The sequence below is a fragment of the Streptomyces sp. NPDC021020 genome, from assembly GCF_044333285.1.
GTDB lineage: Bacteria > Actinomycetota > Actinomycetes > Streptomycetales > Streptomycetaceae > Actinacidiphila.
The window spans coordinates 481,903-504,451 of sequence record NZ_JBIRQQ010000007.1; the positions used below are offsets into that span (position 1 = coordinate 481,903).

Consider the following 22,549-nt stretch of genomic DNA (forward strand, 5'->3'; position numbering starts at 1 on the left):
CCAGGGGCCCGCCAGGGGGCGTACGGCGGCTGTGGGGCACAGCGGCGGCAATGCCAACCGAAGCGAACATGTTTCAACACGCAGGGGACATCACGGTCCGGCAACGCATCAGGAATTAGGCGTTGACGGCCATCTGCATGTGGCGTAGAACTACCCTGCAGTTGCGATGGCGTTTCATCTTGGTGACTTCTGTTGGAAACGGCTCGGGCCCACGGACCCGTGAGAGCCTCCGCTCCGTCAGCATTTCGCCTTCAGCTCTCCCACAAGTCCCCTATAAGCGCCCACACACACATGGAGGCACCATGTCGGACGTCGAGACGTCGGGTACCGATGCGGGCAGCAGCCCGTCCCCGACCCGGAGGAACCTGCTCAGGGGCGCGGCCGGCGCCGCGGGGCTCGCGGCTGTGTCCGGCGGGCTGCTGACGGCGTGCAGCAGCTCCGACTCCTCTGACGACAGCAGCAAGAGCGGCGACTCCGGCAAGCCGGTCGCGGGCAGCACCGTCACCTTCGGGTCGAACTACTCCGACCCGGCCGCCAAGACCGCGTTCGCCGCCCTCACGGCCGGGGCCACGGCGTCCTCGCAGGTGAAGGTGAAGATCAACACGGTCGACCACAACACCTTCCAGCAGAACATCACCAGCTACCTGCAGGGCACCCCGGACGACCTGTTCACCTGGTTCGCCGGCTACCGCATGCAGTACTTCGCCGCGCAGAACCTCGCACAGCCGATCGACGACGTCTGGGACAAGATCGGCGGCAACTTCAGCGACTCCGCCAAGCAGCTGTCCACCGGCCTGGACGGCAAGAAGTACCTGGTGCCGCTCTACAACTACCCCTGGGTGGTCTTCTACAACAAGAGCGAGTTCACCAAGCGCGGCTACGCCGTCCCGACCACGTGGGACGAGTACATCGCGCTCGCCAAGAAGATGAAGACGGACGGCCTGGTGCCGATCGCCTTCGGCGACAAGGACGGCTGGCCCGCGCTGGGGACGTTCGACATCCTCAACATGCGCATCAACGGCTACGACTACCACATCAAGCTGATGAAGCACGAGATCCCGTGGACCGACGCGGGCGTCGCCACCGTCTTCCAGCACTGGGCCGAGCTGATGCCCTACCTGCAGACCGGCGCCAACGGCCGGATCTGGCAGGACGCGGCCAAGACGCTGGAGACCAAGCAGGCCGGCATGATGTTCCAGGGCACCAACCAGGTCGCCGCGCAGTACGTGACCGACAAGGCGAACCTGGACGACCTGGACTTCTTCACCTTCCCCTCGGTGAACCCCAAGTGGGGCCAGGACTACATGGACGCCCCCACCGACGGCTTCATGCTCAGCAAGAAGGCCAAGAACCCCGAGGCCGCCAAGGCGATCCTGGAGTACATCGGCACCGGCCCGGCCGAGGCCGCGTACCTCAAGACCGACCAGTGGGACGTCGGCCTGGCCAACGGCCTCCAGGTGCCGACGTACAACGCGATCCAGAAGAAGTCGGTCGAGGTGATCGGCAAGTGCAAGTCGGTCGCCCAGTTCATGGACCGCGACTCCGACCCGGCCATGGCGAACGCGATGATCTCCATCATCCAGAAGTTCATCGACGACCCGAGCACGGGCAACATCGCCAAGCTGCAGAAGAGCGCCGAGGCTCAGGCGAAGTCGATCTACACCTCATGACCGAGACGTCCGCTGCGGACACCGCGGCAGCGGTGCGGGACGGGGCCGCCGCCGCCCCGTCCCCGCGCCGCCGCCGCGGCGGCGTCCGCAAACTCACCCGGCGCGACCGCGTGGTGGTCGCGCTGCTGCTGGGGATCCCGCTGCTGCTGGACCTGGCCTTCGTGTGGTTCCCGGCGATCGGCACCGTGCTGCTGTCGTTCACCAAGTGGAACGGCGTGGGCAGCCTGCACAGCGAGACCTGCAAGCCCAACGTGCCGTCGATCCTCAACAACGGCTGCTGGTACGGCATCCAGAACTACCACCAGGCCACCTCGATCTACCCGGAGTTCTGGCCCGCGGTCCGCCACAACCTCATCTGGCTGGCGGTCTTCGTGCTCATCGCGACCCCGCTGGGCATGCTCTTCGCCGTGGTCATCGACCGCGGCATCAAGGGCAGCCGGATGTACCAGAGCATCCTGTTCCTGCCGGTGATGCTGTCGCTCGCGCTGGTCGGCATCATCTGGGAGTTCGTCTACTCGCAGAACTTCGGCCTGATCAACACCGTCATCGGGCGCAACGGCAACGACAACGCCATCGACTGGCTCGGCAATCCGCACCTCAATCTGTGGGCGGTGCTGGTCGAGGCGACCTGGCGGCAGGCCGGCTATGTGATGGTGCTCTACCTGGCAGGGCTCAAGGCCGTCGACCCGACGCTGCGCGAAGCCGCGCGGATGGACGGCGCCAACGCCTGGCAGACCTTCTGGCGGGTGGTCTTCCCGGTGATGAAGCCGATCAACATCGTCGTGATGGTGGTCACGGTCATCGAGTCGCTGCGCGCCTTCGACCTGGTCTACATCACCAACAAGGGCATCAACGGCCTGGAACTGCTGTCGGTGCTGGTCACCTCGAACATCGTCGGCGAGACCCAGCGGGTCGGCTTCGGCTCCGCGCTGGGTGTCGTGCTGCTGGTCATCTCGCTGGTCCCGATCTCGGTGTTCCTCTACCAGACGTTCCGCCGGGAGGAAGCACCATGACGACCGAAGCCCTCACCCGGCCGGCCAAGGCGGCACGCCCGTCCGCGCCCGGCCGCCGGAGGACCCGGCCGTGGGGCCAGGCGGCCTCGCAGGTCTTCCTCATCGTGTCCTGCGTGCTGTGGCTGCTGCCGATCGCGTTCGCGCTGTACGTGGCGGTCCGGCCGTACTCCGACACCCGCAAGTACGGCTATGTCTCGATGCCGCACCATCTGACGTTCAAGAACTTCAGTGACGCGTGGACCCAGTCGGACATGCTGCACTTCTTCTGGAACTCGGTGCTGATCACCGTCCCCTCGGTGATCATCGTGCTGGCCCTGGCGTCCGGCGTGGCCTTCGTGCTGAGCAAGATCAACGTCAAGGTCAACATCGCGCTGCTGATCCTGTTCACGGCGGGCAACCTGCTGCCGCAGCAGGTCATCATCACCCCGCTGTACCGGATGTACCTGAAGATCACCCTGCCGCACTTCCTGAGCGACAGCGGCCTGATGTACAACTCGATCTTCGGTCTGGTCGCCATCAACGTGGCCTTCCAGCTGGGCTTCTGCGTCTTCGTGCTGAGCAACTACATGCGCGCGGTGCCGGACGAGATGTACGAGGCCGCGCTGGTGGACGGCGCCTCGCTGTGGACGCGCTTCTGGCGGCTCACGCTGCCGCTGTGCCGCCCGGCGCTCGCGGCGCTGGCGACCCTGCTGACCACCTGGATCTACAACGACTTCTTCTGGGCGATCACCCTGATGTCGTCGGGCGACAAGCGGCCGGTGACCTCGGCGCTGGCCAACCTCCAGGGGCAGTTCGTCAGCAACCAGAACATGATCGCGGCGGCGGCGCTCATCGCCGCCGTGCCGACCCTGGTCGTATACATCTGCCTCCAGAAGCAGTTCATCGCCGGCCTGTCGCTGGGTTCCAGCAAGGGCTGACGGCTGCTGCCCCGCGTGCGCGGGTGCCCGTCCGGACGGACGGGCACCCGCGCACGCGGCATTGACAGGGTGTTGGGCCCCTTCCATAGTGTGGGAGCGCTCCCATACGGCATCCGGATGCCACCCGGCGTGCGGATGCCCTACGGCGAGCAGCAACTCCCCCCACATGTCCAGGAGGTCCCCCCGTGCGCGCATCCTCGCGTCGGTTACTCGTCAGACCGTGGCTGTGGCCGGTGGCCGCGGTCGCGCTGCTGCTGCCCGCCCTGGTGGCGCTGCCCGCCGCCCACGGCGCCGCGGCCGGCTGCTCGATGACGTACACCGTCAACGAATGGGCCGGCGGCTTCACCGCGCAGGTCTCGATCACCAACCTCGGCCCGGCCGTGAACGGCTGGACCGCGAACTGGAGCTACCAGGGCGACCAGCACATCACCTCGGGCTGGAACGCCACCGTCTCCCAGAGCGGCGCGGCCGTCACCGCGAAGGACGCCGGTTACAACGCGTCCGTCCCGACCAACGGCCACGCCGACTTCGGGGTGCAGGGCACCTGGAGCTCGGCCGACCCGTCGCCGACGGTGATCACCTTCAACGGCACCGCGTGCACGGCAGACGGCACGCCGCCGACCCAGCCGCCCACCACTCCCCCGACGACGCCCCCCACCACCCCGCCGACCACTCCGCCCACGACACCTCCGACCACTCCCCCGACGACCCCGCCCACCACGCCGCCGACCACCGCTCCGCCGGCCGGCTGCTCGGGCGCGGTGATCTGCTCGGGCTTCGAGGACCAGACCGGCAGCACGCCGTCCGGCCAGTGGACGACCGCGGCGCCGGACTGCTCGGGCAGCGGCACCGCGACCGTCGACACCTCCGTCGCGCACAGCGGCAGCCGCTCGATCCGGGTGGACGGCCACGCCGGCTACTGCAACCACATGTTCGTCGCCAGCACCCAGGACCTGTCCTCGGTGGGCCCGACGGTGTACGTGCGGATGTGGGTGCGGCACACCACCGCGCTGCCGGCCGCGCACGTGGCCTTCGTGTCGATGCCCGACTCCTCGCAGTCCGGCAAGGCGCTGCGGATCGGCGGCCAGAACGGCGCCCTGCAGTGGAACCGCGAGACGGACGACGCGACGCTGCCCGCCCAGAGCCCGGCGGGCGTGGCGCTCAGCGCCCCGCTGCCGACCGGCAGCTGGCAGTGCCTGCGGTTCGCCATCGGCACCACGTCGCCGAACCTGGAGACGTGGCTGAACGACCAGGACGTGGCGGGTCTGCGGGTGGACGGCGTGCCGACCGCGGACATCGACCAGCAGTGGCTCTCGCGCACCACGCCGCCGCGGCCGACCGCGCTGCGCTTCGGCTGGGAGAGCTACGGCACCGGTGACGACACGCTGTGGTTCGACGACGTCGCCGTGGGCACCTCGCCGATCGGCTGCTGACACCGTCCGCGCGAAAGCGTGGGAGGCCGGCCCGCCCCCGTAACGGGTCGGCCTCCCACGCCTCTTCCCCGGGCGAGCCCCCGTACGGGTCCGCCCGGGGGGCCACGGCTCCCGGGTGACGCGGGGAAGGGGTCAGGAGCCGTCGGGTGTGTCCGGCAGCCGCTCCCGGATGGCGTCCATCACCGAGGAGTCGGTCAGCGTCGTCACGTCACCGAGCTCGCGGTTCTCCGCGATGTCCCGGAGCAGCCGGCGCATGATCTTGCCGGAGCGGGTCTTGGGCAGTTCGGCGACGACCAGGATCTGCCGCGGCCGGGCGATCGGCCCGATCTCCCGGCCGACGTGGGCCCGCAGTTCGGCCGCCGGGTCCTGCGCCGCGCCCTGCTCGGCGTCGCCGCGCAGGATCACGAAGGCGACGATGCCCTGCCCGGTCGTCGCGTCGGCCGCGCCGACGACGGCGGCCTCGGCGACCAGCGGGTGCGACACCAGGGCCGACTCGACCTCGGTGGTGGAGATGCGGTGCCCCGAGACGTTCATGACGTCGTCGACCCGGCCGAGCAGCCAGATGTCGCCGTCGTCGTCCTTCTTGGCGCCGTCCCCGGCGAAGTAGCGGCCCGGGAAGCGGGACCAGTACGTGTCGACGTAGCGCTGCTCGTCGCCCCAGATGGTGCGCAGCATCGACGGCCACGGGCGGGTGAGCACCAGGTAGCCGCCCGAGCCGTTGGGCACCGGCTCGCCCTGGTCGTCCACGACCTCCGCGGACACGCCGGGCAGCGCGCGCAGCGCCGAGCCGGGCTTGCAGGTGCTCGCGCCGGGCAGCGGGCTGATCATGTGGGCGCCGGTCTCGGTCTGCCACCAGGTGTCGACGACCGGGGTGCGGTCGCCGCCGATGGCCCTGCGGTACCAGACCCACGCCTCGGGGTTGATGGGCTCGCCGACCGAGCCGAGCAGCCGCAGCGACGTGAGGTCGTAGCCCGCCGGGATCGCGTCGCCCCACTTCATGAACGTGCGGATCGCGGTGGGGGCGCAGTAGAGGATCGTCACCTTGTACTTCTGCACGATCTCCCACCAGCGGCCCTGGTGCGGGGAGTCGGGGGTGCCCTCGTAGAGGACGGACGTCGTGGCGTTGGCGAGCGGGCCGTAGACGATGTACGAGTGCCCGGTCACCCAGCCGATGTCGGCGGCCGTCCAGTAGACGTCCCGCTCCGGCTTGATGTCGAAGACCGCCCAGTGCGACCAGGCGACCTGGGTGAGGTAGCCGCCGGTGGTGTGCAGGATGCCCTTGGGGCGGGCGGTGGTGCCCGAGGTGTACATGATGTAGAGCGGGTGCTCGCTGTCGAACGCCTCGGGGGTGTGCTCGGCGCTCGCGGCGTCGACCAGGTCGTGCCACCACGCGTCGCGGCCCTCGGTCCAGCCGACGTCCTGGCCGGTGCGCCGGACGACCAGCACGCTGTGCACGTCGGGGCACTGCTCCAGCGCCTCGTCCACGGCGGGCTTGAGCGCGGAGGCGGCGCCCTTGCGGTAGCCGCCGTCGGCGGTGATCACCACATGGGCGTCGCAGTCCAGGATGCGGCTGGCCAGCGCCTCGGCCGAGAAGCCGCCGAAGACCACCGTGTGCGGGGCGCCGATACGGGCGCAGGCCAGCATCGCGACGACGGTCTCGGGGATCATCGGCATGTAGATCGCGACCCGGTCGCCGGCCCGTACACCGAGCGACAGCAGCGCGTTGGCGGCGCGGCAGACCTCGTCCTTCAGGCCGGCGTAGGTCAGGGTGCGGGTGTCGCCGGGCTCGCCCTCCCAGTGGAAGGCGACGCGGTCGCCGAGGCCGGCCGCCACGTGCCGGTCCAGGCAGTTCTCGGCGACGTTGAGCCGGCCGCCGGTGAACCAGCGGGCGAAGGGCGCCCGGCTCCAGTCCAGCACCTGCGTCCAGGGCTCGGCCCAGTCCAGCCGGGCGGCCTGCTCGGCCCAGAAGGCCTCGTCGTCCGCGGCGGCCGCGTCGTAGGCCTCGGCCGTGACGTTCGCGTGCTCCGCCAGGGCGGCCGGCGGCGGGAACCGCCGGTCCTCCCTGAGCAGGTTCGACAGTGTCTCGTCGGACATCAGTGAGCGCCCTCGACCGGGCCGCCCTGCGTGGTGTCCGCCGCCGCGAACAGCGGCAGCACCCCGCGCTTCCAGGTGCTGTTGGTGACCACGGCGAAGGACGCGTACCAGGCGAGGACCGCGGTGACCAGGCCGAGCCAGCCGCCGACCTTGGTGATGCCGGTCGACTCCTCGAACTCCGCGACGGTCAGCAGGACGAAGGTCACCGACAGGGCGACGAAGACGGCCAGCAGCGCGCCGTTGGTGCGCAGCGCGGCCACGGTCATGTAGACGGTGAATATCGCCCAGATGAGGAGGAAGAGCCCGGTCGCCTGGTGCGCGGTGTCGGCGGGCAGCCCGCCCGCGACGAACTTCGCGTACCCGGCGTACGACAGCCAGAAGGCGCCGTAGGAGCAGAAGGCGGTCGCCCCGAAGGTGTTGCCCTTGCGGAATTCCCACATGCCCGCCAGCAGCTGGACCAGCCCGCCGTAGAAGAGCGCGAGCGGCAGCACGACGGCTTCCAGGCTCGCGTCGATCAGGTGGGCGTTGAAGGAGCTCAGGACGAATGTGGTGGCGGCGAAGCCGGCCAGACCGAGCGGGCCGGGGTCGGCGATCGTGGGCGCGGGCGCAGAAGTGCTCATCCGCGGTTCCCTCCTCATCGAGGTACAGCAGGGCGGTAAGGGAATTGACCGTTTCGGGTCGCGGCACACCGTAGGTCCGCGGACAACGGGCGGGGAGGCTACGGTCGGTGACATTCGCCCAGCGGTGCGCCCGGCACGACGGGCGGTACGCCCGGTGCGACCAGCGGTCGGCGAGCGGTCGGTGAACGGTCGGCCCGGTGCGCCGGGCGGTACGGCGGCGGGCCCGGCGGTACGGCGGCGGGTGGCCTCAGGCGCGCTCGGCGGCCGACGCGCGGGGGCCGGGCAGCGGTGCCGGGCCGGAACCGACCTCCTCGGGCAGGTGCATCCGCAGCATCACCCGGTCCACCGCGGCCGGTGAGAGGCGGTGCCGGGTCAGCAGCGACACCGTGACCATGACGGCGAAGGCGACCGGCACCGTCCAGGCCGCGGGCTGCTCCAGCAGCGCGGCGCTCCAGCCGCTGCCCGGCCCCCGGACGCTGGTGAGCACCACCGCGACGGCGGCCAGCCCGCCCCCGGCGACGAGCCCGAGCAGCGCCCCGCGGTCGGTCAGCCCGCGCCACCAGATGCCCAGCACCAGCAGCGGGCAGAAGGACGACGCGGCCACCGCGAAGGCCAGCCCGATCGCGTCGGCGACCGGCAGCCCGTCGGTCGCGGTGGCCATCACCAGCGGTGGCACCCCCGCGACCAGCGAGGCCCAGCGGAAGCCGCGCTTGGAGCCGTGCAGCAGGTCCTGCGACACCACGCCGGCCACCGACACGGTCAGGCCCGAGGCGGTGGACACGAAGGCGGCGAAGGCGCCCGCGGTGGCGAGCGCGGCCAGCAGCCGGCCGCCCTCCCCGGCCTGCGTGAGCTGCGGCAGCACCAGCACGGCGGTGTCGGTCTGCCCGGTGAGCAGCAGTTGCGGCGCCAGCACCCGGCCGAGCGCCCCGTAGACGGTCGGCAGCAGGTAGAAGGCGCTGAGCAGGACGAGCACCAGCAGGGTGGTCCGGCGGGCGGCCCGGCCGTCGGGGTTGGTGTAGAAGCGGACCAGGACGTGCGGCAGGCCCATGGTGCCGAGCAGGGTGGCGAGCAGGATCGAGTAGAGCGCGTACAGCGGGTGGGACCTGCCCCCCGCGCCGGACAGCGGGTTGGCCCAGCTCGCGCCGGTGGCGGGGGTGAGCCCGTGGCGGTGCGGGACGGGCGCGCCGCCCGGGAAGGTCAGCGCGGTGCCGCCGGACGCGGTGTGCTCGCCCTTGCCGAGCGTCACGGTGCCGGGGGCCGCGGGCCCGGCGGCGTACGTCCTGCCGTCGAGGGTGCCGGAGACGCGTACCGTCACCGGTGTGGTGACGTCGAAGCGCACCGCGTCCTGGAGGCGTACGACGGTGGCGCCGTGGAAGCGCGGGACGTCGGGGCCGGTCAGGGCGGGGGCGCCGGCCGAGCGCCAGGCCAGCACCAGGAAGACGACGGGCACGGCGATAGCGGTGAGCTTCAGCCAGAACTGGAAGCCCTGCACGAGCGTGACCGAGCGCATGCCGCCCGCCGCCGCGACCCCGACCACCACCACGGCGACGACGAGCGCCCCCGTCCAGCGCGGCGCGCCCGTCACCGTCTCCAGTGTCAGGCCCGCCCCCTGCAGCTGCGGCACCAGATACAGCCACGCGATGACCGCGACCAGCACCGCGGCCACCCGGCGCACCGCGACCGAGCCGAGGCGCTCCTCGGCGAAGTCCGGCAGGGTGTACGCGCCCGAGCGCCGCAGCGGCGCGGCGACCAGCAGGAGCAGCACCAGATACCCGGCGGTGTAGCCGACCGGGTAGGCCAGCATGTCCACGCCGTAGGCCATGACGAGCCCGGCGACGCCCAGGAAGGAGGCCGCCGAGAGGTACTCGCCGCCGATCGCCGCGGCGTTCCACAGCGGGGAGACCTCGCGGGAGGCGACGTAGAAGTCCGAGGTGGCGCGCGACAGCCGCAGGCCGTAGATGCCGAAGGCGGCGGTGGCGACCAGTACGACGGCGAGGGCGGCCAGGCCCAGGCCCGGGTTCACCGGGCGGCGCGCGGCGGTTCGTACGGCGGCTCCGTGCCGTCCGTGCCGTCCCGGTCGTCCGGTCGCCGCTCGGGCGCGGGCCGGGGCTCCGCGGGGTCCGGGCCGCCCAGCAGGTCGGTGAAGTCCCGCTCCACGCGCTCGGCGTGCCGGACGTGGAAGGCGGCCGCACCCACCAGCAGCGGGTAGGCCACGACGCCCAGCAGCAGCCAGGGCAGCCGGATCCCGAGGACGGTCGCCGTGCGCAGTCCGGGCAGCAGCGCGAAGGCGGCCGGCAGCCCGCCGAGCACCGCGCCGAGCACGGCCAGCACGCCGAGGGCGAGCCGCAGCTGGTTGCGCACCAGGGAGCGCACGTAGACCTGGCCGAGCTGCGGCTGTGCGTGCAGGTCGGCGGCGCGGGCGCGGGCGGAGTAGCCGCCGGCGCGGTGCCGGCGCGGCGCGGAGACGGCGACCCGGCGCGCCGCCTGGGGCGCCTCGCCCTGCCCGCCGGTCATACGGTGTCCGGTCCGGGCGCGGGCGCCCAGCGCACCAGCACGTCCCGCAGCTGGCGGGTGTGGCGGCGGCTGACGGGCAGTTCGGTGCCCGCGACGCGTACGGTCCAGTGCCCGGCGTCCGAGCGCAGCTCCTCGACGTGCCGCAGCGAGACGAGGAAGCTGCGGTGGATGCGCAGGAATCCGTGCGGCTCCCAGCGTTCGGCGAGCACCGCGAGCGGCACCCGGACCAGCGGTGCGCGGCCCGCGGTGTGCAGCCGGACGTAGTCGCCCTGGGCCTCGACATAGGCGACGTCGTCGCGGGAGACGAAGCGCGTGACCCCGCCGAGGTCGACGGGTATGCGCTCGGGGCCGGGGGCGCGGCGCTCGGCGGTCCGCTCCTCGCGGGGCTCGTCGCGCGGCTCCGCGGGCGCGTCCAGCAGCGCGGCGACCCGCCGCACCGCCTCGGCGAGGCGCTCGCCGCCGACGGGTTTGAGGAGGTAGTCGCAGGCCTTGAGGGCGAAGGCGTCGACGGCGAAGTCCTCGTAGGCGGTGACGAAGACGACCGCGGGCGGGTGGGCGAAGCGGCCGAGCACCCGGACCAGGTCGAGACCGTCCAGGCCGGGCATGCGGATGTCGCAGAAGACCGCGTCGACGGGCTCGGCCTCCAGCAGCCGCAGGGCCGCGGCGCTGCTGTCGGCGGCCAGCACCCGGCCGACCCGGTGGTCCCCGCGCAGCAGGTAGCTGAGGTCGTCCAGGGCGGGCGGCTCGTCGTCCACGGCGAGGATCCGCAGGGGTCTCATGAGGCGTGCACTCCGTTCCGGTACTTCGGCACCCGGACGTTGACCTTGGTCCCGGCGCCCGGCGCGGTCTCCACGACGAGCCCGTAGTCGTCGCCGAAGACCGCGCGCAGCCGTTCGTCGACGTTGCCCAGGCCCAGCGAGTCGCCCTCCGCCTCGCCCGCGAGCTGGAGCCGTACCTCCTCGGGGTCCATGCCCACGCCGTCGTCCTCCACGCTGATCCGGCACTCCGCGCCGGCGTCCTCGGCCCTGATGGTGATGAGCCCCGGGGTCGCCTTGGGGCCCAGGCCGTGCCGTACCGCGTTCTCCACGATGGGCTGGAGGCACAGGAAGGGCACCGCGACGGGCAGGACCTCGGGGGCGATCAGCAGGTCGACCCGCAGCCGGGCGCCGAAACGCGCGCGTTCCAGCCGCAGATACCGGTCCACCGACCGCAGCTCCTCGGCGAGGGTACTGAACTCGCCGTGCTTGCGCAGGCTGTAGCGCGTCAGCTCGGCGAACTCCAGCAGCAGCTCGCGGGCGCGGGCCGGGTCGGTGCGCACGAAGGACGCGATGGCGGTGAGCGAGTTGTAGACGAAGTGCGGGGATATCTGGGCGCGCAGCGCGCGCAGTTCCGCCTCGACCATACGGGTGCGGGAGCGGTCGAGCTCGGCCAGTTCCAGCTGGGCGATGACCCAGTGCGCGACCTCGCCCGCGGCCCGTACCAGCCCGGCGGACACCTGGCGGGCGTAGACGGTGAGCGCGCCGACCACCAGGCCGTCGACGACGAGCGGCACCACGACGGCGGAGCGCACCGGGCAGTCCAGGTCGGCGCAGTCGATCGCGCCGACCGGCACCAGCCAGGGGCGGCCGGCCTCCATCGCGTCCGCGGTGTGGGCGACGGCCTGCGCCGCGTGCCGGCGCCCGGCGCCGTCCCACGCCAGCAGCTCGCCGTCGGCGACCACGGCGAGCGCCGGGGTCGCCAGCAGCGCCCGCAGATGGCGCGCGGCCTTGCGGGCCGACTCGGGGTTGAGCCCGTCGCGCAGCAGCGGGGCGGCGAGCGAGGCCTCGTGCAGTGCGGCGAAGGCGGCGCGCTCCACCGGGGTGCCGAACGTGCGGCGCCCGCGGACCAGCCAGAACAGCGCGGCGGCCGCGCCGGTGATCACCAGCGTGACGGATACCCAGGTGATCGCCGACGTCATGAGCGGAATTATCGGCCCGGAGCGCGATCACGTCACGGGTGCGGTCGGGGCGGATTCGGTGCGCTTCTCGCGCTCCCCGTGCGCGCCCCCGCGTCCCCCGACGCCGGGCGCCGGGCCCCCGCGTGCTGCGGGGACCCGGCGCTTTCACCGGCAGCGCCGTCGGTCAGGGGAAGTTGACGACGTTGACGGGCGTGGTGTTCGTCGGGGTGACGGCGCCGGTGTCGTTGATGACATGGCTGATGGTGCCGACATTGCCCAGCGACACGGTGAGCACCGAGTGGAAGCGCACGCCGGAGGTGTTGGGCACCTCGAAGGCGTGGTAGTTGTTCACCGCGGGGTTGACGTTGAAGTAGCAGTAGCTGCCCAGGCCCCAGGCCTCGTGGCTGGTGACGTTGTCGGCCACCTTGTAGGCCGCGTAGCCGTTGCGGCCGTTGTTGGTCCAGGCTGCCTGGTTCGGCGGGTCGTACGGGTTCTCGTTCTGGAAGAAGATCGTGCGGCCGCCGTTGCCGTTCCAGATCACCTCGTACTTCTGGTAGTGCTCCACGAACAGGCCGGTCGCCAGCACGTTGTCGCCGTTGACGATCAGGCCGGTGTCGGCGGTGTTGGTGCCCCAGCCGACCGTGCCGGCGTTGCCGTGGTCGGCGCGCCAGGCCCAGATGTGGTCGATGAGCGTGTTGTCGCTGTTGACGACGAGCGAGGTGGTGGCCTTGCCCGCGCGCTCACCGCCGATCCGGAAGAAGACGTCCTGGATGCTGGTCGGGTCGCTCGCGTGGCTCGCGGCCGAGCCGGACGGGCCGATCGTCAGCAGCGCCTGCGAGTTGGTGGTGCCGGCGTCAAAGAGCAGGCCCTTGAGCCGGACCCCGTTGACGTCGGCGACCTGCATGGCGTTGACGCCGTTGTCGGGGACGAAGGTCGGGTAGCCGATGCCGAGCACCACGGTGTCCGCCCGGTTCACCTGGAGCGTCTGGTTCAGGTGGTAGACGCCCGGGGTGACGAACAGGTTGCAGCCGGCCGCCAGGGCGCTGTTGATGGTCGCGGCGGTGTCACCGGCCTTGACCACGTAGAACTGGCTCATCGGCAGCGAGCTGCCGGGGGTCGAGCCGTTCGCCCAGCTCGCGCCGGACGCGTTCTGCCGCAGCGAGGGCAGGAAGACGCGGTACTTGCCGCTGCCGTCGATGTAGAGGTAGGGCACGTCGCGCGAGACGGGCGTGGTGCCGAGCGTGGTCTCCGGCGGGTTGGGGAAGGTGTTGCCGGGCGCGCCGGTCACCCCGGAGAAGACCATGTTCCAGACGCCGCCGTCCCAGCTGCCCAGGTTGCTGTCGCGGGTGTACCACTGCTGCTGGGAGATGGACGCGGTCTGGCCGCTGACCTTGGTGTCGGCGATGTAGCCGCCGCTGGCCCAGCCGTAACTGGCCGGGTAGAGGGCGAGGTTGCCGTGCACGTCGATCCGGCGGAAGGGCGCGGCCTGTGCGACGGCCCAGCGGTTGGTGCCGCTGGAGGGGTTGATCGCCAGGTTCTCCGCGCTGCGCCAGAAGTTCTGGGTGGCGTTGCCCGCGTCGGAGGCGTTGAAGGCGTCGACGGTGACGTCGCCGTTGATGGTGACCTGGTCGGGGTTCTGGCCCAGGCCCGCGACGGAGGTGTAGAAGCCGACGTTGTCCTCGACGTTGTAGGTGCCCGGCTTGAACAGGTCGGCGACCCGGTTCTCGCTGAACTGCGCGGTGTTGGTGTCCTTCATCTGGTTGAACTGCGCGTCCAGCTGCGCCTGGATGGCGGCGTTGCCCATCGAGGGGTCGAAGACGTGCACGTTGGGCCCGAAGTTCGGGGTGTCGGACTGGCCGGTGCAGTTGCCCGCCGGCGGTGTCGTCCCACCGGTGCTGCCGCCGGTCGTGCCCGTGCTCGTACCGGTGCTCGTGCCCGTGCTGGTGCCGGTGCTCGTACCGGTGCTGGTGCCCGTGCTCGTCCCCGTGCTGGTGGCGCCCCCGCTGCCCTGGGTGTACGTGAACTGCGGGGAGTCGTACTGCGGGCCGTTCTTGGTGTACGTGAACGAGTACGTCAGGACGGTGCCGGCGGAGATCGGCGAGACGGTGTACGTCCAGCTGCTGCCGGAGGCGGCCATCTGCACGTTCTGCTGGCCGGCGGTGCCGACCTGGTAGTGGATGATCACGTAACTCGCGGGCGAGGTCGGGGTGAAGGTGACCTTCGCCTGCGTGGAGGTGGGTTCGGACACGCTCTGGGTGTAGTCGGAGGCCGCCGAGGCGCTTCCGGCGGTGCCGATCAGGCCCAGCAGCCCGGCGAGGGCGAGGACCAGCGCGGCCAGCAGCGCCACAGGGCGCCGGTAGGAGGGCGGCCGGGGCCGGTCCGGTCGGAGGGTTCTGCGCATGGTGGGGTCCTTTCCCTGGCTTCGTGAAGTGAACGCCAGGTCAGCGCGGGTGTGGGGGTTGAATCGCGCTCAGCACTGCGCATTTCAGGCCATGGCGCGGCCACGGCCCTTGGATTCAGCTGGTTGAAAACGCTCTCAGTCTGCGGATAGGGGAACCCCTGAATCCGTAAGGCAGTGTCAAGGGGGCCATGGCATGCCGTCAAGAAGAAGAGCGGGATTCACGCGCTGAACGCGTGAATCCCGCTCGGGTGGTGCGGTGGTGGGGCGCCGCTGCGCCGCTGCGGTGGTGGCTACTTGATGCCGGCCGCGCCGCACGCGGCGGCCGCGTCACCGGTGCAGATCTGCGCGGCGGTGTAGGTGCCGTCGGCGAGCACGGTGTCCTTGATGTTCGCCTTGGTCACCGAGACCGCGTCGAGCAGCTTGGCGGGCACGATGTCGCCGGAGCCGCTCTTCTTGGTGGTGTCGGCCACCGACTTGAAGTCCTTGCCCTGGAGCAGGTCCACCGCGATCTCGGCGGTCGCGAAGGCCTCCGGCTTGGCGGCCTTGTAGACGGTGGAGGTCTGGGCGCCCGTCAGGATCCGCTGGATCGCCGCGAGGTCGGCGTCCTGGCCGGTCAGCGGGACGTTGATGTCCTTGGCGTGCAGAGCGGTCGCGATACCGCCGGCCATCGTGTCGTTGGCGGAGTAGACGCCCTTGATGTTGTCCTTGCCGACCGAGCTGATCGCCGCGGTCACCTTCTGGTTGGCGACATCGCCCTTCCACAGGCCGGACTGCTCGTAGGCGATCGTCACCTTGCCGTCCAGGATCTTGTGCGCGCCCTGCTTGAACTCCGCCGCGTTGGGGTCGGCGTCGTCGCCGTTGATCATCACGATCTTGGACTTCGGGGTGGCGTTGGCGCCCATCGCGTCCAGCAGCGCCTGGCCCTGGAGCTCGCCGACCTTCTCGTTGTCGTAGGAGACGTAGGCCGACACCGGGCCCTGCGCGAGACGGTCGTACGCGACGACCTTGATGCCCTTGTCCACCGCCGCCTGGACCGAGGACTTGATGCCGATGTAGTCCTGCGCGTCCAGGATCAGCACCTTGACGCCCTTGGCGACCATCGCGCTGACCTGCTGCGCCTGCTTGGCCGGGTCGCCGCCCGCGTTCGCGTACTCCACGTTGCAGTCGGAGCACAGCTCGTGGATCTTCTGCTCGATGAGCGGCTTGTCGAACTTCTCGTAGCGGGCCGTAACCGTGTCCGGGAGCAGCAGGCCGATGGACTTCTTGCCGCTGTCGCTGCTGCTGCTGGCGCTGCTGTCCTTGTTGTCGGACTTCTTGTCGTCACCGGCCTTGCCGCACGCGCCCATGGCGAGGGCCAGCGCGGCCACTGCGGTTCCGACGACAAATCGACGGGCTGTCGTGTTCATTGCGGCAGTGCCTCCCCTGATAAGGCCGCCACGACGCGGCCCGCGTGCCGCGAAGTCAACTCGGCACCCCGGCCGCGCGTCAAGAAGTAAATCATCGGAGGGATAACGCACCGAGACCCCGTCACCCCGGCTCGGTGACCGACCGGCCGGGGTGACGGGGTCTTGCGGACAGATGTCCGAACGGGCCGGCAATCAGCCCAGCGAGGCGATGGCCTGGTTGAACGTCGCCGACGGGCGCATCACGGCGGCCGCCTTGGCGGGGTCCGGCTGGTAGTAGCCGCCGATGTCCGCGGGCTTGCCCTGGACAGCGATCAATTCGGTAACGATGGTCTCCTCGTGCTCGGCGAGCGTCTTCGCGAGCCCCTCGAAGGCCGCCGCGAGGGCCGCGTCGTCGGACTGCGACGCCAGCTCCTGCGCCCAGTACAGGGCGAGGTAGAAGTGGCTGCCGCGGTTGTCGATACCGCCGAGGCGGCGGCTCGGCGACTTGTCCTCGTTGAGGAAGGTGCCGGTGGCGCGGTCCAGGGTGTCGGCGAGGACCTGCGCCCGCGCGTTGCCGGTGGCGTTCGCCAGGTGCTCGAAGCTCGCGGCGAGCGCGAAGAACTCGCCGAGGCTGTCCCAGCGCAGGTAGTCCTCCTTGACCAGCTGCTGGACGTGCTTGGGCGCGGAGCCGCCGGCGCCGGTCTCGAACAGGCCGCCGCCGTTGATCAGCGGGACGACCGAGAGCATCTTGGCGCTGGTGCCCAGCTCCAGGATCGGGAAGAGGTCGGTCAGGTAGTCGCGCAGCACGTTGCCGGTCACCGAGATGGTGTCCTCGCCGCGGCGGATCCGCTCCAGCGAGTACGCGGTGGCGGCCTGCGGCGTCATGATCTCGATCGTGAGGCCGTCGGTGTCGTGCTCGGGCAGGTACGCGCGGACCTTGGCGATCAGGTTGGCGTCGTGCGCGCGGTCCTCGTCGAGCCAGAAGACCGCCGGGACGCCGGTGGCGCGGGCCCGGGTGACGGCGAGCTTGACCCAGTCGCGGATCGGCACGTCCTTGGTCTGGCACATCCGGAAGATGTCGCCGGCGCTGACGACCTGCTCCAGGACCGCCTCGCCGCTGCCGTCCAGGACCCGGACGGTGCCGGTGACCGGGATCTCGAAGGTCTTGTCGTGGCTGCCGTACTCCTCGGCGGCCTGGGCCATCAGGCCGACGTTCGGCACCGAGCCGATGGTGGCCGGGTCCAGGGCGCCGTGCGCGCGGCAGTCGTCGATGACGGTCTGGTAGACACCGGAGTAGCTGCTGTCCGGGATGACCGCGAGGGTGTCGGCCTCGTTGCCGTCCGGGCCCCACATGTGGCCGGAGGTGCGGATCATGGCCGGCATCGAGGCGTCCACGATGACGTCGCTGGGCACGTGCAGGTTGGTGATGCCGCGGTCGGAGTCGACCATGGCCAGCCGCGGGCCCTCGGCCAGTTCGGCCTCGAAGGACGCCCTGACCTGGTCGCCCTCGGGCAGCGACTCCAGGCCCTTGAGGATGCCGCCGAGGCCGTCGTTGGGGGTGAGCCCGGCGGAGGCGAGCACGGCGCCGTACTCCGCGAAGGTCTTCGGGAAGAAGGCGCGCACGACGTGGCCGAAGATGATCGGGTCGGAGACCTTCATCATGGTGGCCTTCAGGTGCACCGAGAACAGCACGCCCTCGGCCTTGGCGCGGGCCACCTGGGCGGCCAGGAACTCGCGCAGCGCGGCGACCCGCATCACGGAGGCGTCGACGACCTCGCCGGCCAGCACCGGCACCGACTCGCGCAGCACGGTGGTGCTGCCGTCGTCGCCGGCCAGCTCGATGCGCAGGGCGCCGTCGGCGGCGATCACCGCGGACTTCTCGGTGCTGCGGAAGTCGTCGGCGGCCATGGTCGCCACGTTCGTCTTCGACTCCGGCGTCCAGGCGCCCATGCGGTGCGGGTGGGCCTTGGCGTAGTTCTTGACCGAGGCGGGCGCGCGGCGGTCGGAGTTGCCCTCGCGCAGCACCGGGTTGACGGCGCTGCCCTTGATCTTGTCGTACCGGGCGCGGATGTCGCGCTCCTCGTCCGACTTGGCGTCGTCCGGGTAGTCGGGCAGCGCGTAGCCCTGCTGCTGGAGCTCGGCCACGGCGGCCTTGAGCTGCGGGATGGACGCCGAGATGTTCGGCAGCTTGATGATGTTCGCACCCGGCGTACCGGCCAGCCGGCCCAGCTCCGCGAGCGCGTCGTCGATCCGCTGCCCCTCCTGGAGGTACTCCGGGAAGGCGGCGATGATCCGGCCCGCCAGCGAGATGTCACGGCTCTCGACCGTGACGCCGGCCGTCGAGGCGTAGGCCTCGACCACCGGCAGGAACGAATACGTCGCCAGGGCAGGCGCCTCGTCGGTGTGCGTATAGATGATGGTCGAGTCAGCCACCGGTTACTCCGCTCCAGTTTCCAGCACTACGTTGCCGGCATCGAGAACATTGCTTGATATCAAGATATCCCGTTCCCGTCGGGAGCACGACGAGGGGGCGCGCCTGCCGCGGCGCGCCCCCTCGTCCGCCATCGCCACCCGGCCGCGCTCCGACCGGACGGGCTAATCCGGCGCGCCCCCGTACCGCGCCCGTGTTTCGGTGGATTCCTCACGCACCGCAGCGGTGCGCTCACTCGACAGCGACCACAGCCTGCCCCGGGGGCAGGCGGGAAGCGGTAGCCATGGCGTCACGTGCACGGGGCTCGGGACTGGTCGGCGAGCTGGCGGCGGAGTTCGCCGGGACGATGATCCTGCTGCTGATCGGCGCCGGGGTGGTCGCCCAGGTGGTCGCGGGCGGCGAACTCACCGCCCCCAAGGGGGGCCTCGGCGGGCACGACGCGATCGCCTGGGCCTGGGGCCTGGGCGTGACGCTCGGTGTGTACGTGGCCGCCCGGCTCAGCGGCGCGCACCTCAACCCCGCGGTGACGGTGACGCTCGCGGCCTTCAAGGGCTTCCCGTGGCGCAAGGTGCTGCCGTACGCGCTGGCGCAGACCGCGGGTGCCTTCGTCGCGGCGCTGATCGTGCGCTGGAACTACAGCGAGATCCTCGGGCACGCCGACCCCGGGCACACCTTCAAGACGCAGATCGTCTTCTCCACGCTGCCCGGCAACGGCTCGGTGAGCCCCGGGGTGCACGAGTGGGGCGCCTTCCGCGACCAGGTGATCGGCACCGCGATCCTGCTGATCCTGATCCTGGCCGTCACCGACGTGCTCAACACCCCGCCGGGCGCCAACCTCGGCGCCTTCATCATCGGCCTGATCGTGGTGGCGATCGGCATGGCCTACGGCGCCAACGCGGGCTACGCCATCAACCCCGCCCGTGACCTCGGCCCCCGGCTGGCCAGCTTCATCACCGGCTACCACACCGCCTGGCGGGACCAATGGGGCAATCTCTACTGGTGGGTGCCGATCGCCGGCCCGCTGGTCGGCGGGGTGCTGGGCGGGGCGATCTACAAGATCTTCGTGGGGCGGTTCCTGCCCACCGCCGAGCCCGAGCCGCCGGGCCGGGTGCCGGCGTCGGAGTCCTGACGCGGCGGGGCGGAGCTGTCGCGGACCACCAGGGACGTCGACAGCTCCACCCGCAGCACGTCGGGGGTGCGGCCCTGGACGAGCTGCAGCAGCATGTCGGCGGCGGCCGCGCCCATCTCGGCGAGCGGCTGCCGCACCGTCGTCAGCGGCGGCGGCGACCAGCGGGCCTGCGGGAGGTCGTCGAAGCCGACCACGCTCAGGTCGTCGGGCACCCGCAGGGCCCGCTGCCGGGCGGCCTCGTAGACGCCCAGCGCCATCTGGTCGCTGGAGGCGAAGACCGCGGTGGGCGGGCGCGGCGCGGCGAGCAGCGCGGCGCCGAGGGTGAAGCCCGACTCGTGCGAGAAGTCCCCCTCCCGCACCAGGTCGTCGTCGACCTCGGCGCCCGCGGACTCCAGGGCGGCGCGGTAGCCGTCCAGCCGGGCGCGGCTGCACAGCAGGGCGGGCGGCCCGGTGATGATGCCGATCCGGCGGTGGCCGAGGCCCAGCAGGTGCAGCACCGCGCTGCGGCCGCCGGCCCAGTTGGTGGCGCCGATGGTCGGGATGTCGAAGGTCGGCACGCCCGCCGGGTCGATCACCACGAGCGGCATGCCCAGCCGCCGCAGCTCGGCGTTCAGCTGCGGCGCCGGCTGCGAGGTGACCAGGATCGCGCCGTCGGAGTTGCGCGAGCGCACCCCGACCAGCCACTGCTGCATGGAGGCGGCGTGGTGGTGCACGGCGGAGACCACCGCGCCGACGCCCGCGGCGTGCGCGACCTTCTCCACGCCGCGCAGGATCTCGACCGCCCAGGGGCTGTCGAGGTCGTTGAAGACCAGGTCGATGAGGTTGGCGCGGCTCGTCCCGCTGCCGGCGCGGCGCCGGTAGCCGTGCTCGGCCAGCAGGTCCTCGATCCGGCGCCGGGTGGCCGCGGCGACGTCGCTGCGCCCGTTGAGCACCCGGGAGACCGTGGGCAGGGACACCCCGGCCTCGCGGGCGATGTCGGCGATCGTGACCCGGCCCGCGCTGTCTGCCGCCACCGGTGCCTCCTGTCGCAGGTGGGGTCCCAGCATAGGCAACGGCCCGGGCCCGCAGCACGGGTGCGCGGCGGGCGCCGCCCGCGCCGCGCCCACGGGCCCGCGAGTACGGGCCAGTTGCGGCGGGAGGGTTGACGGGACCGGCCCCCGCTTCTAACGTCACGCTGAAACTTCCGAAAGCATTTCGCAAGTTTCGACGCTCCGGGGCGTCCCACCACGACCTCCGCGCGGGCACCTTCCCGCTCGCCGCGGCGGGCACGGCGGCGCTCTCGTGGTCAGCGCCGATGACCACGAGAGCGTTGACCGGGTCTCCGGCGACCCGGCCGCGGATCTGGCGCGGCCCGCGGTGTGCGCCCGAAAAGTTTCGGCCAGCGAAGGACACGCATCACCCATGACCCTCACGGCGACCAACCCGGTCCTCCCCGGCTGCTTCCCCGACCCGTCGGTGATCCGTGTCGGGCAGGACTACTACCTGGCCAGTTCGTCCTTCGCGTACTACCCCGCGATCCCGCTGCACCACAGCCGGGACCTCGTCCACTGGCGGCCGATCGGCCACGCGATCGACCGCGGGGACCAGATCGACCTGGGCGGCATCCGGGCGAGCGGCGGCATCTACGCGCCGACGCTGCGGTACGCCGGCGGCCGCTTCCACCTGGTCTGCACGGTCGTCGACGGGCGCGGCGCCTCCGGCAACTTCCTGATCAGCGCCGACGACCCGGCCGGCGACTGGTCCGACCCGGTGTGGCTGCCCGAGGCACCCGGCTTTGACCCCTCGCTCTTCTTCGACGGCGACGGCTCGGCCCATCTGCTCGGCACCCGCGAGATCCCCGGCACCGGCGGCCGCACCGAGATCTGGCTGCGCGGCCTGGACCTGGAGGCCGGCAAGCTCACCGGCCCCGAGCACGTGCTCTTCCGCGGCGCGCTGGTCGACGCCCGCTGGGCCGAGGGCCCGCACCTCTACCAGGTCGACGGCTGGTACGTGCTGCTGCTCGCGGAGGGCGGCACCGAGCACGAGCACGCCGTGACGGTGGCCCGCAGCCGCGAGCTGACCGGCCCGTACGAGAACCACCCCGGCAACCCGGTGCTGACCCACCGCCACCTGGGCCGCTCCTACCCGGTGTCCGGGGTGGGCCACGCCGACCTGGTCCGGACCCCGGCGGGCGACTGGTACGCGCTGGCGCTCGCCTCCCGCGTCTACGGCGGCCCGCACTCCAACCTGGGCCGCGAGACCTTCCTGGCCCGCGTGGAGTGGGAGCACGGCTGGCCGGTGTTCAACCCCGGCGAGGGGCGGCTCACCGACCACGTCGAGGTCGCGCTGCCCGCGCACCCCTGGCCCGTGCCGGACACCACCGACCACTTCGACGCCGGCACGCTCGACACCTCCGTCTGGAACCTGCTGCGCGGACCCGCCACCGACGCGTACAGCCTCACCGAGCGGCCCGGCCACCTGCGGCTGCGGCTGCTCCCGCAGACCCTCGCCGAGCGCAGCACCCCCGCCTTCGCCGGGCGCCGCCAGCAGCACATCGACTGCGCCGCCGAGACCGAGCTGGACTTCACGCCGGGTGCGCCCGGCGAGGCCGCGGGGATCGCGGTGCTCCAGAACGACACCCACCACATCACGCTGCTGGTCACGACCGCCGAGGACGGCGGCGCCGTGGTCCGGCTGACCGCGCACGACGCCGGTACGAGCACCGTGCGCGGCGAACTCCCCGTCGGCCCCGGCCCGCTGCGGCTGGGCCTGCGCACCCGCGGCCAGGCCTACACCTTCTCCGTGGCCCAGGCCCCCGACGGCCGCCGCGACGTCGGCACCGTGGACGGCCGCTTCCTCAGCAGCCAGGTCGCGGGCGGCTTCACCGGCGTCTACCTCGGCCCGTACGCGACCGGCCCCGCGGGCGGCGCGAACCACGCCGACTACGACTGGTTCCGCTACGGCCCCGCGGCCGAGTAGGGCCCCATGGACCCCGCCGCCGGTGCGGGGAGGGAGAGCCGTACGCCC

16 protein-coding genes are annotated in these 22,549 nt (G+C 71.7%); 6 read left to right on the plus strand and 10 right to left on the minus strand.

Annotated features, from left to right (window positions below; translation table 11 throughout):
• Positions 1-302: 302 nt before the first annotated feature.
• The 4 genes from ACH4SL_RS23440 (at position 303) to ACH4SL_RS23455 (ending at position 5,033) form a co-directional block, all read left to right on the plus strand.
• Positions 303-1,670: an ABC transporter substrate-binding protein gene (locus ACH4SL_RS23440; protein ID WP_398448602.1), complete on the plus strand. Its 1,368-nt coding sequence runs from the start codon at positions 303-305 to the stop codon at positions 1,668-1,670.
• On the plus strand, positions 1,667-2,683 hold the full coding sequence (locus ACH4SL_RS23445) for a carbohydrate ABC transporter permease (RefSeq protein ID WP_398448604.1): 1,017 nt from the start codon (positions 1,667-1,669) through the stop codon (positions 2,681-2,683). The genes ACH4SL_RS23440 and ACH4SL_RS23445 overlap by 4 nt, the downstream gene beginning before the upstream one ends.
• Positions 2,680-3,600 (plus strand): carbohydrate ABC transporter permease, encoded by a 921-nt coding sequence (locus ACH4SL_RS23450; RefSeq protein WP_398448606.1) that lies wholly within the window; start codon positions 2,680-2,682, stop codon positions 3,598-3,600. Before ACH4SL_RS23445 ends, ACH4SL_RS23450 begins: the two co-directional genes overlap by 4 nt.
• Positions 3,601-3,785: 185 nt before the next feature.
• Complete coding sequence (locus ACH4SL_RS23455; RefSeq protein ID WP_398448608.1) at positions 3,786-5,033, plus strand: cellulose binding domain-containing protein; 1,248 nt, start codon at positions 3,786-3,788, stop codon at positions 5,031-5,033.
• Between the two features lie 132 nt (positions 5,034-5,165).
• Here ACH4SL_RS23455 and acs read toward each other — a convergent pair whose 3' ends face one another.
• The 9 genes from acs to ACH4SL_RS23500 form a co-directional block, all read right to left on the minus strand.
• Complete coding sequence (gene acs, locus ACH4SL_RS23460) at positions 5,166-7,127, minus strand: acetate--CoA ligase (RefSeq protein ID WP_398448610.1); 1,962 nt, start codon at positions 7,125-7,127, stop codon at positions 5,166-5,168.
• Positions 7,127-7,747, minus strand: a complete 621-nt coding sequence (locus ACH4SL_RS23465) for an acetate uptake transporter (RefSeq protein ID WP_398448612.1) — start codon at positions 7,745-7,747, stop codon at positions 7,127-7,129. Before ACH4SL_RS23465 ends, acs begins: the two co-directional genes overlap by 1 nt.
• Positions 7,748-7,994: 247 nt before the next feature.
• Positions 7,995-9,770 carry a cation acetate symporter gene (locus ACH4SL_RS23470; RefSeq protein ID WP_398448614.1) on the minus strand — a complete coding sequence of 592 codons (1,776 nt, stop codon included), beginning with the start codon at positions 9,768-9,770 and terminating at the stop codon, positions 7,995-7,997.
• Positions 9,767-10,261, minus strand: coding sequence for a hypothetical protein (locus tag ACH4SL_RS23475; RefSeq protein ID WP_398448616.1), 495 nt, complete (start codon positions 10,259-10,261; stop codon positions 9,767-9,769). The genes ACH4SL_RS23470 and ACH4SL_RS23475 overlap by 4 nt, the downstream gene beginning before the upstream one ends.
• Positions 10,258-11,040: a LytR/AlgR family response regulator transcription factor gene (locus tag ACH4SL_RS23480; RefSeq protein ID WP_398448618.1), complete on the minus strand. Its 783-nt coding sequence runs from the start codon at positions 11,038-11,040 to the stop codon at positions 10,258-10,260. The genes ACH4SL_RS23475 and ACH4SL_RS23480 overlap by 4 nt, the downstream gene beginning before the upstream one ends.
• Positions 11,037-12,218, minus strand: a complete 1,182-nt coding sequence (locus ACH4SL_RS23485; protein WP_398448620.1) for a sensor histidine kinase — start codon at positions 12,216-12,218, stop codon at positions 11,037-11,039. Before ACH4SL_RS23485 ends, ACH4SL_RS23480 begins: the two co-directional genes overlap by 4 nt.
• 163 nt (positions 12,219-12,381) lie before the next feature.
• Positions 12,382-14,598: a hypothetical protein gene (locus ACH4SL_RS23490; RefSeq protein WP_398448622.1), complete on the minus strand. Its 2,217-nt coding sequence runs from the start codon at positions 14,596-14,598 to the stop codon at positions 12,382-12,384.
• A 290-nt stretch (positions 14,599-14,888) separates the two neighbouring features.
• Complete coding sequence (locus ACH4SL_RS23495) at positions 14,889-16,004, minus strand: sugar ABC transporter substrate-binding protein (protein WP_398448624.1); 1,116 nt, start codon at positions 16,002-16,004, stop codon at positions 14,889-14,891.
• A gap of 192 nt (positions 16,005-16,196) precedes the next feature.
• A complete protein-coding gene (locus ACH4SL_RS23500; RefSeq protein ID WP_398448626.1) occupies positions 16,197-18,416 on the minus strand; it encodes an NADP-dependent isocitrate dehydrogenase in 2,220 nt (739 codons plus the stop codon).
• A gap of 281 nt (positions 18,417-18,697) precedes the next feature.
• On the opposite strand from ACH4SL_RS23500, the gene ACH4SL_RS23505 reads away from it, so the two are divergent.
• Positions 18,698-19,543 carry an MIP/aquaporin family protein gene (locus ACH4SL_RS23505; protein WP_398448628.1) on the plus strand — a complete coding sequence of 282 codons (846 nt, stop codon included), beginning with the start codon at positions 18,698-18,700 and terminating at the stop codon, positions 19,541-19,543.
• Here ACH4SL_RS23505 and ACH4SL_RS23510 read toward each other — a convergent pair.
• Entirely contained in the window at positions 19,465-20,589 is a 1,125-nt protein-coding gene (locus tag ACH4SL_RS23510) for a LacI family DNA-binding transcriptional regulator (protein ID WP_398448630.1), read from the minus strand. The genes ACH4SL_RS23505 and ACH4SL_RS23510 overlap by 79 nt on opposite strands.
• Positions 20,590-20,944: 355 nt before the next feature.
• On the opposite strand from ACH4SL_RS23510, the gene ACH4SL_RS23515 reads away from it, so the two are divergent.
• Positions 20,945-22,501 carry a glycoside hydrolase family 43 protein gene (locus tag ACH4SL_RS23515; protein WP_398448633.1) on the plus strand — a complete coding sequence of 519 codons (1,557 nt, stop codon included), beginning with the start codon at positions 20,945-20,947 and terminating at the stop codon, positions 22,499-22,501.
• Positions 22,502-22,549: the final 48 nt, after the last annotated feature.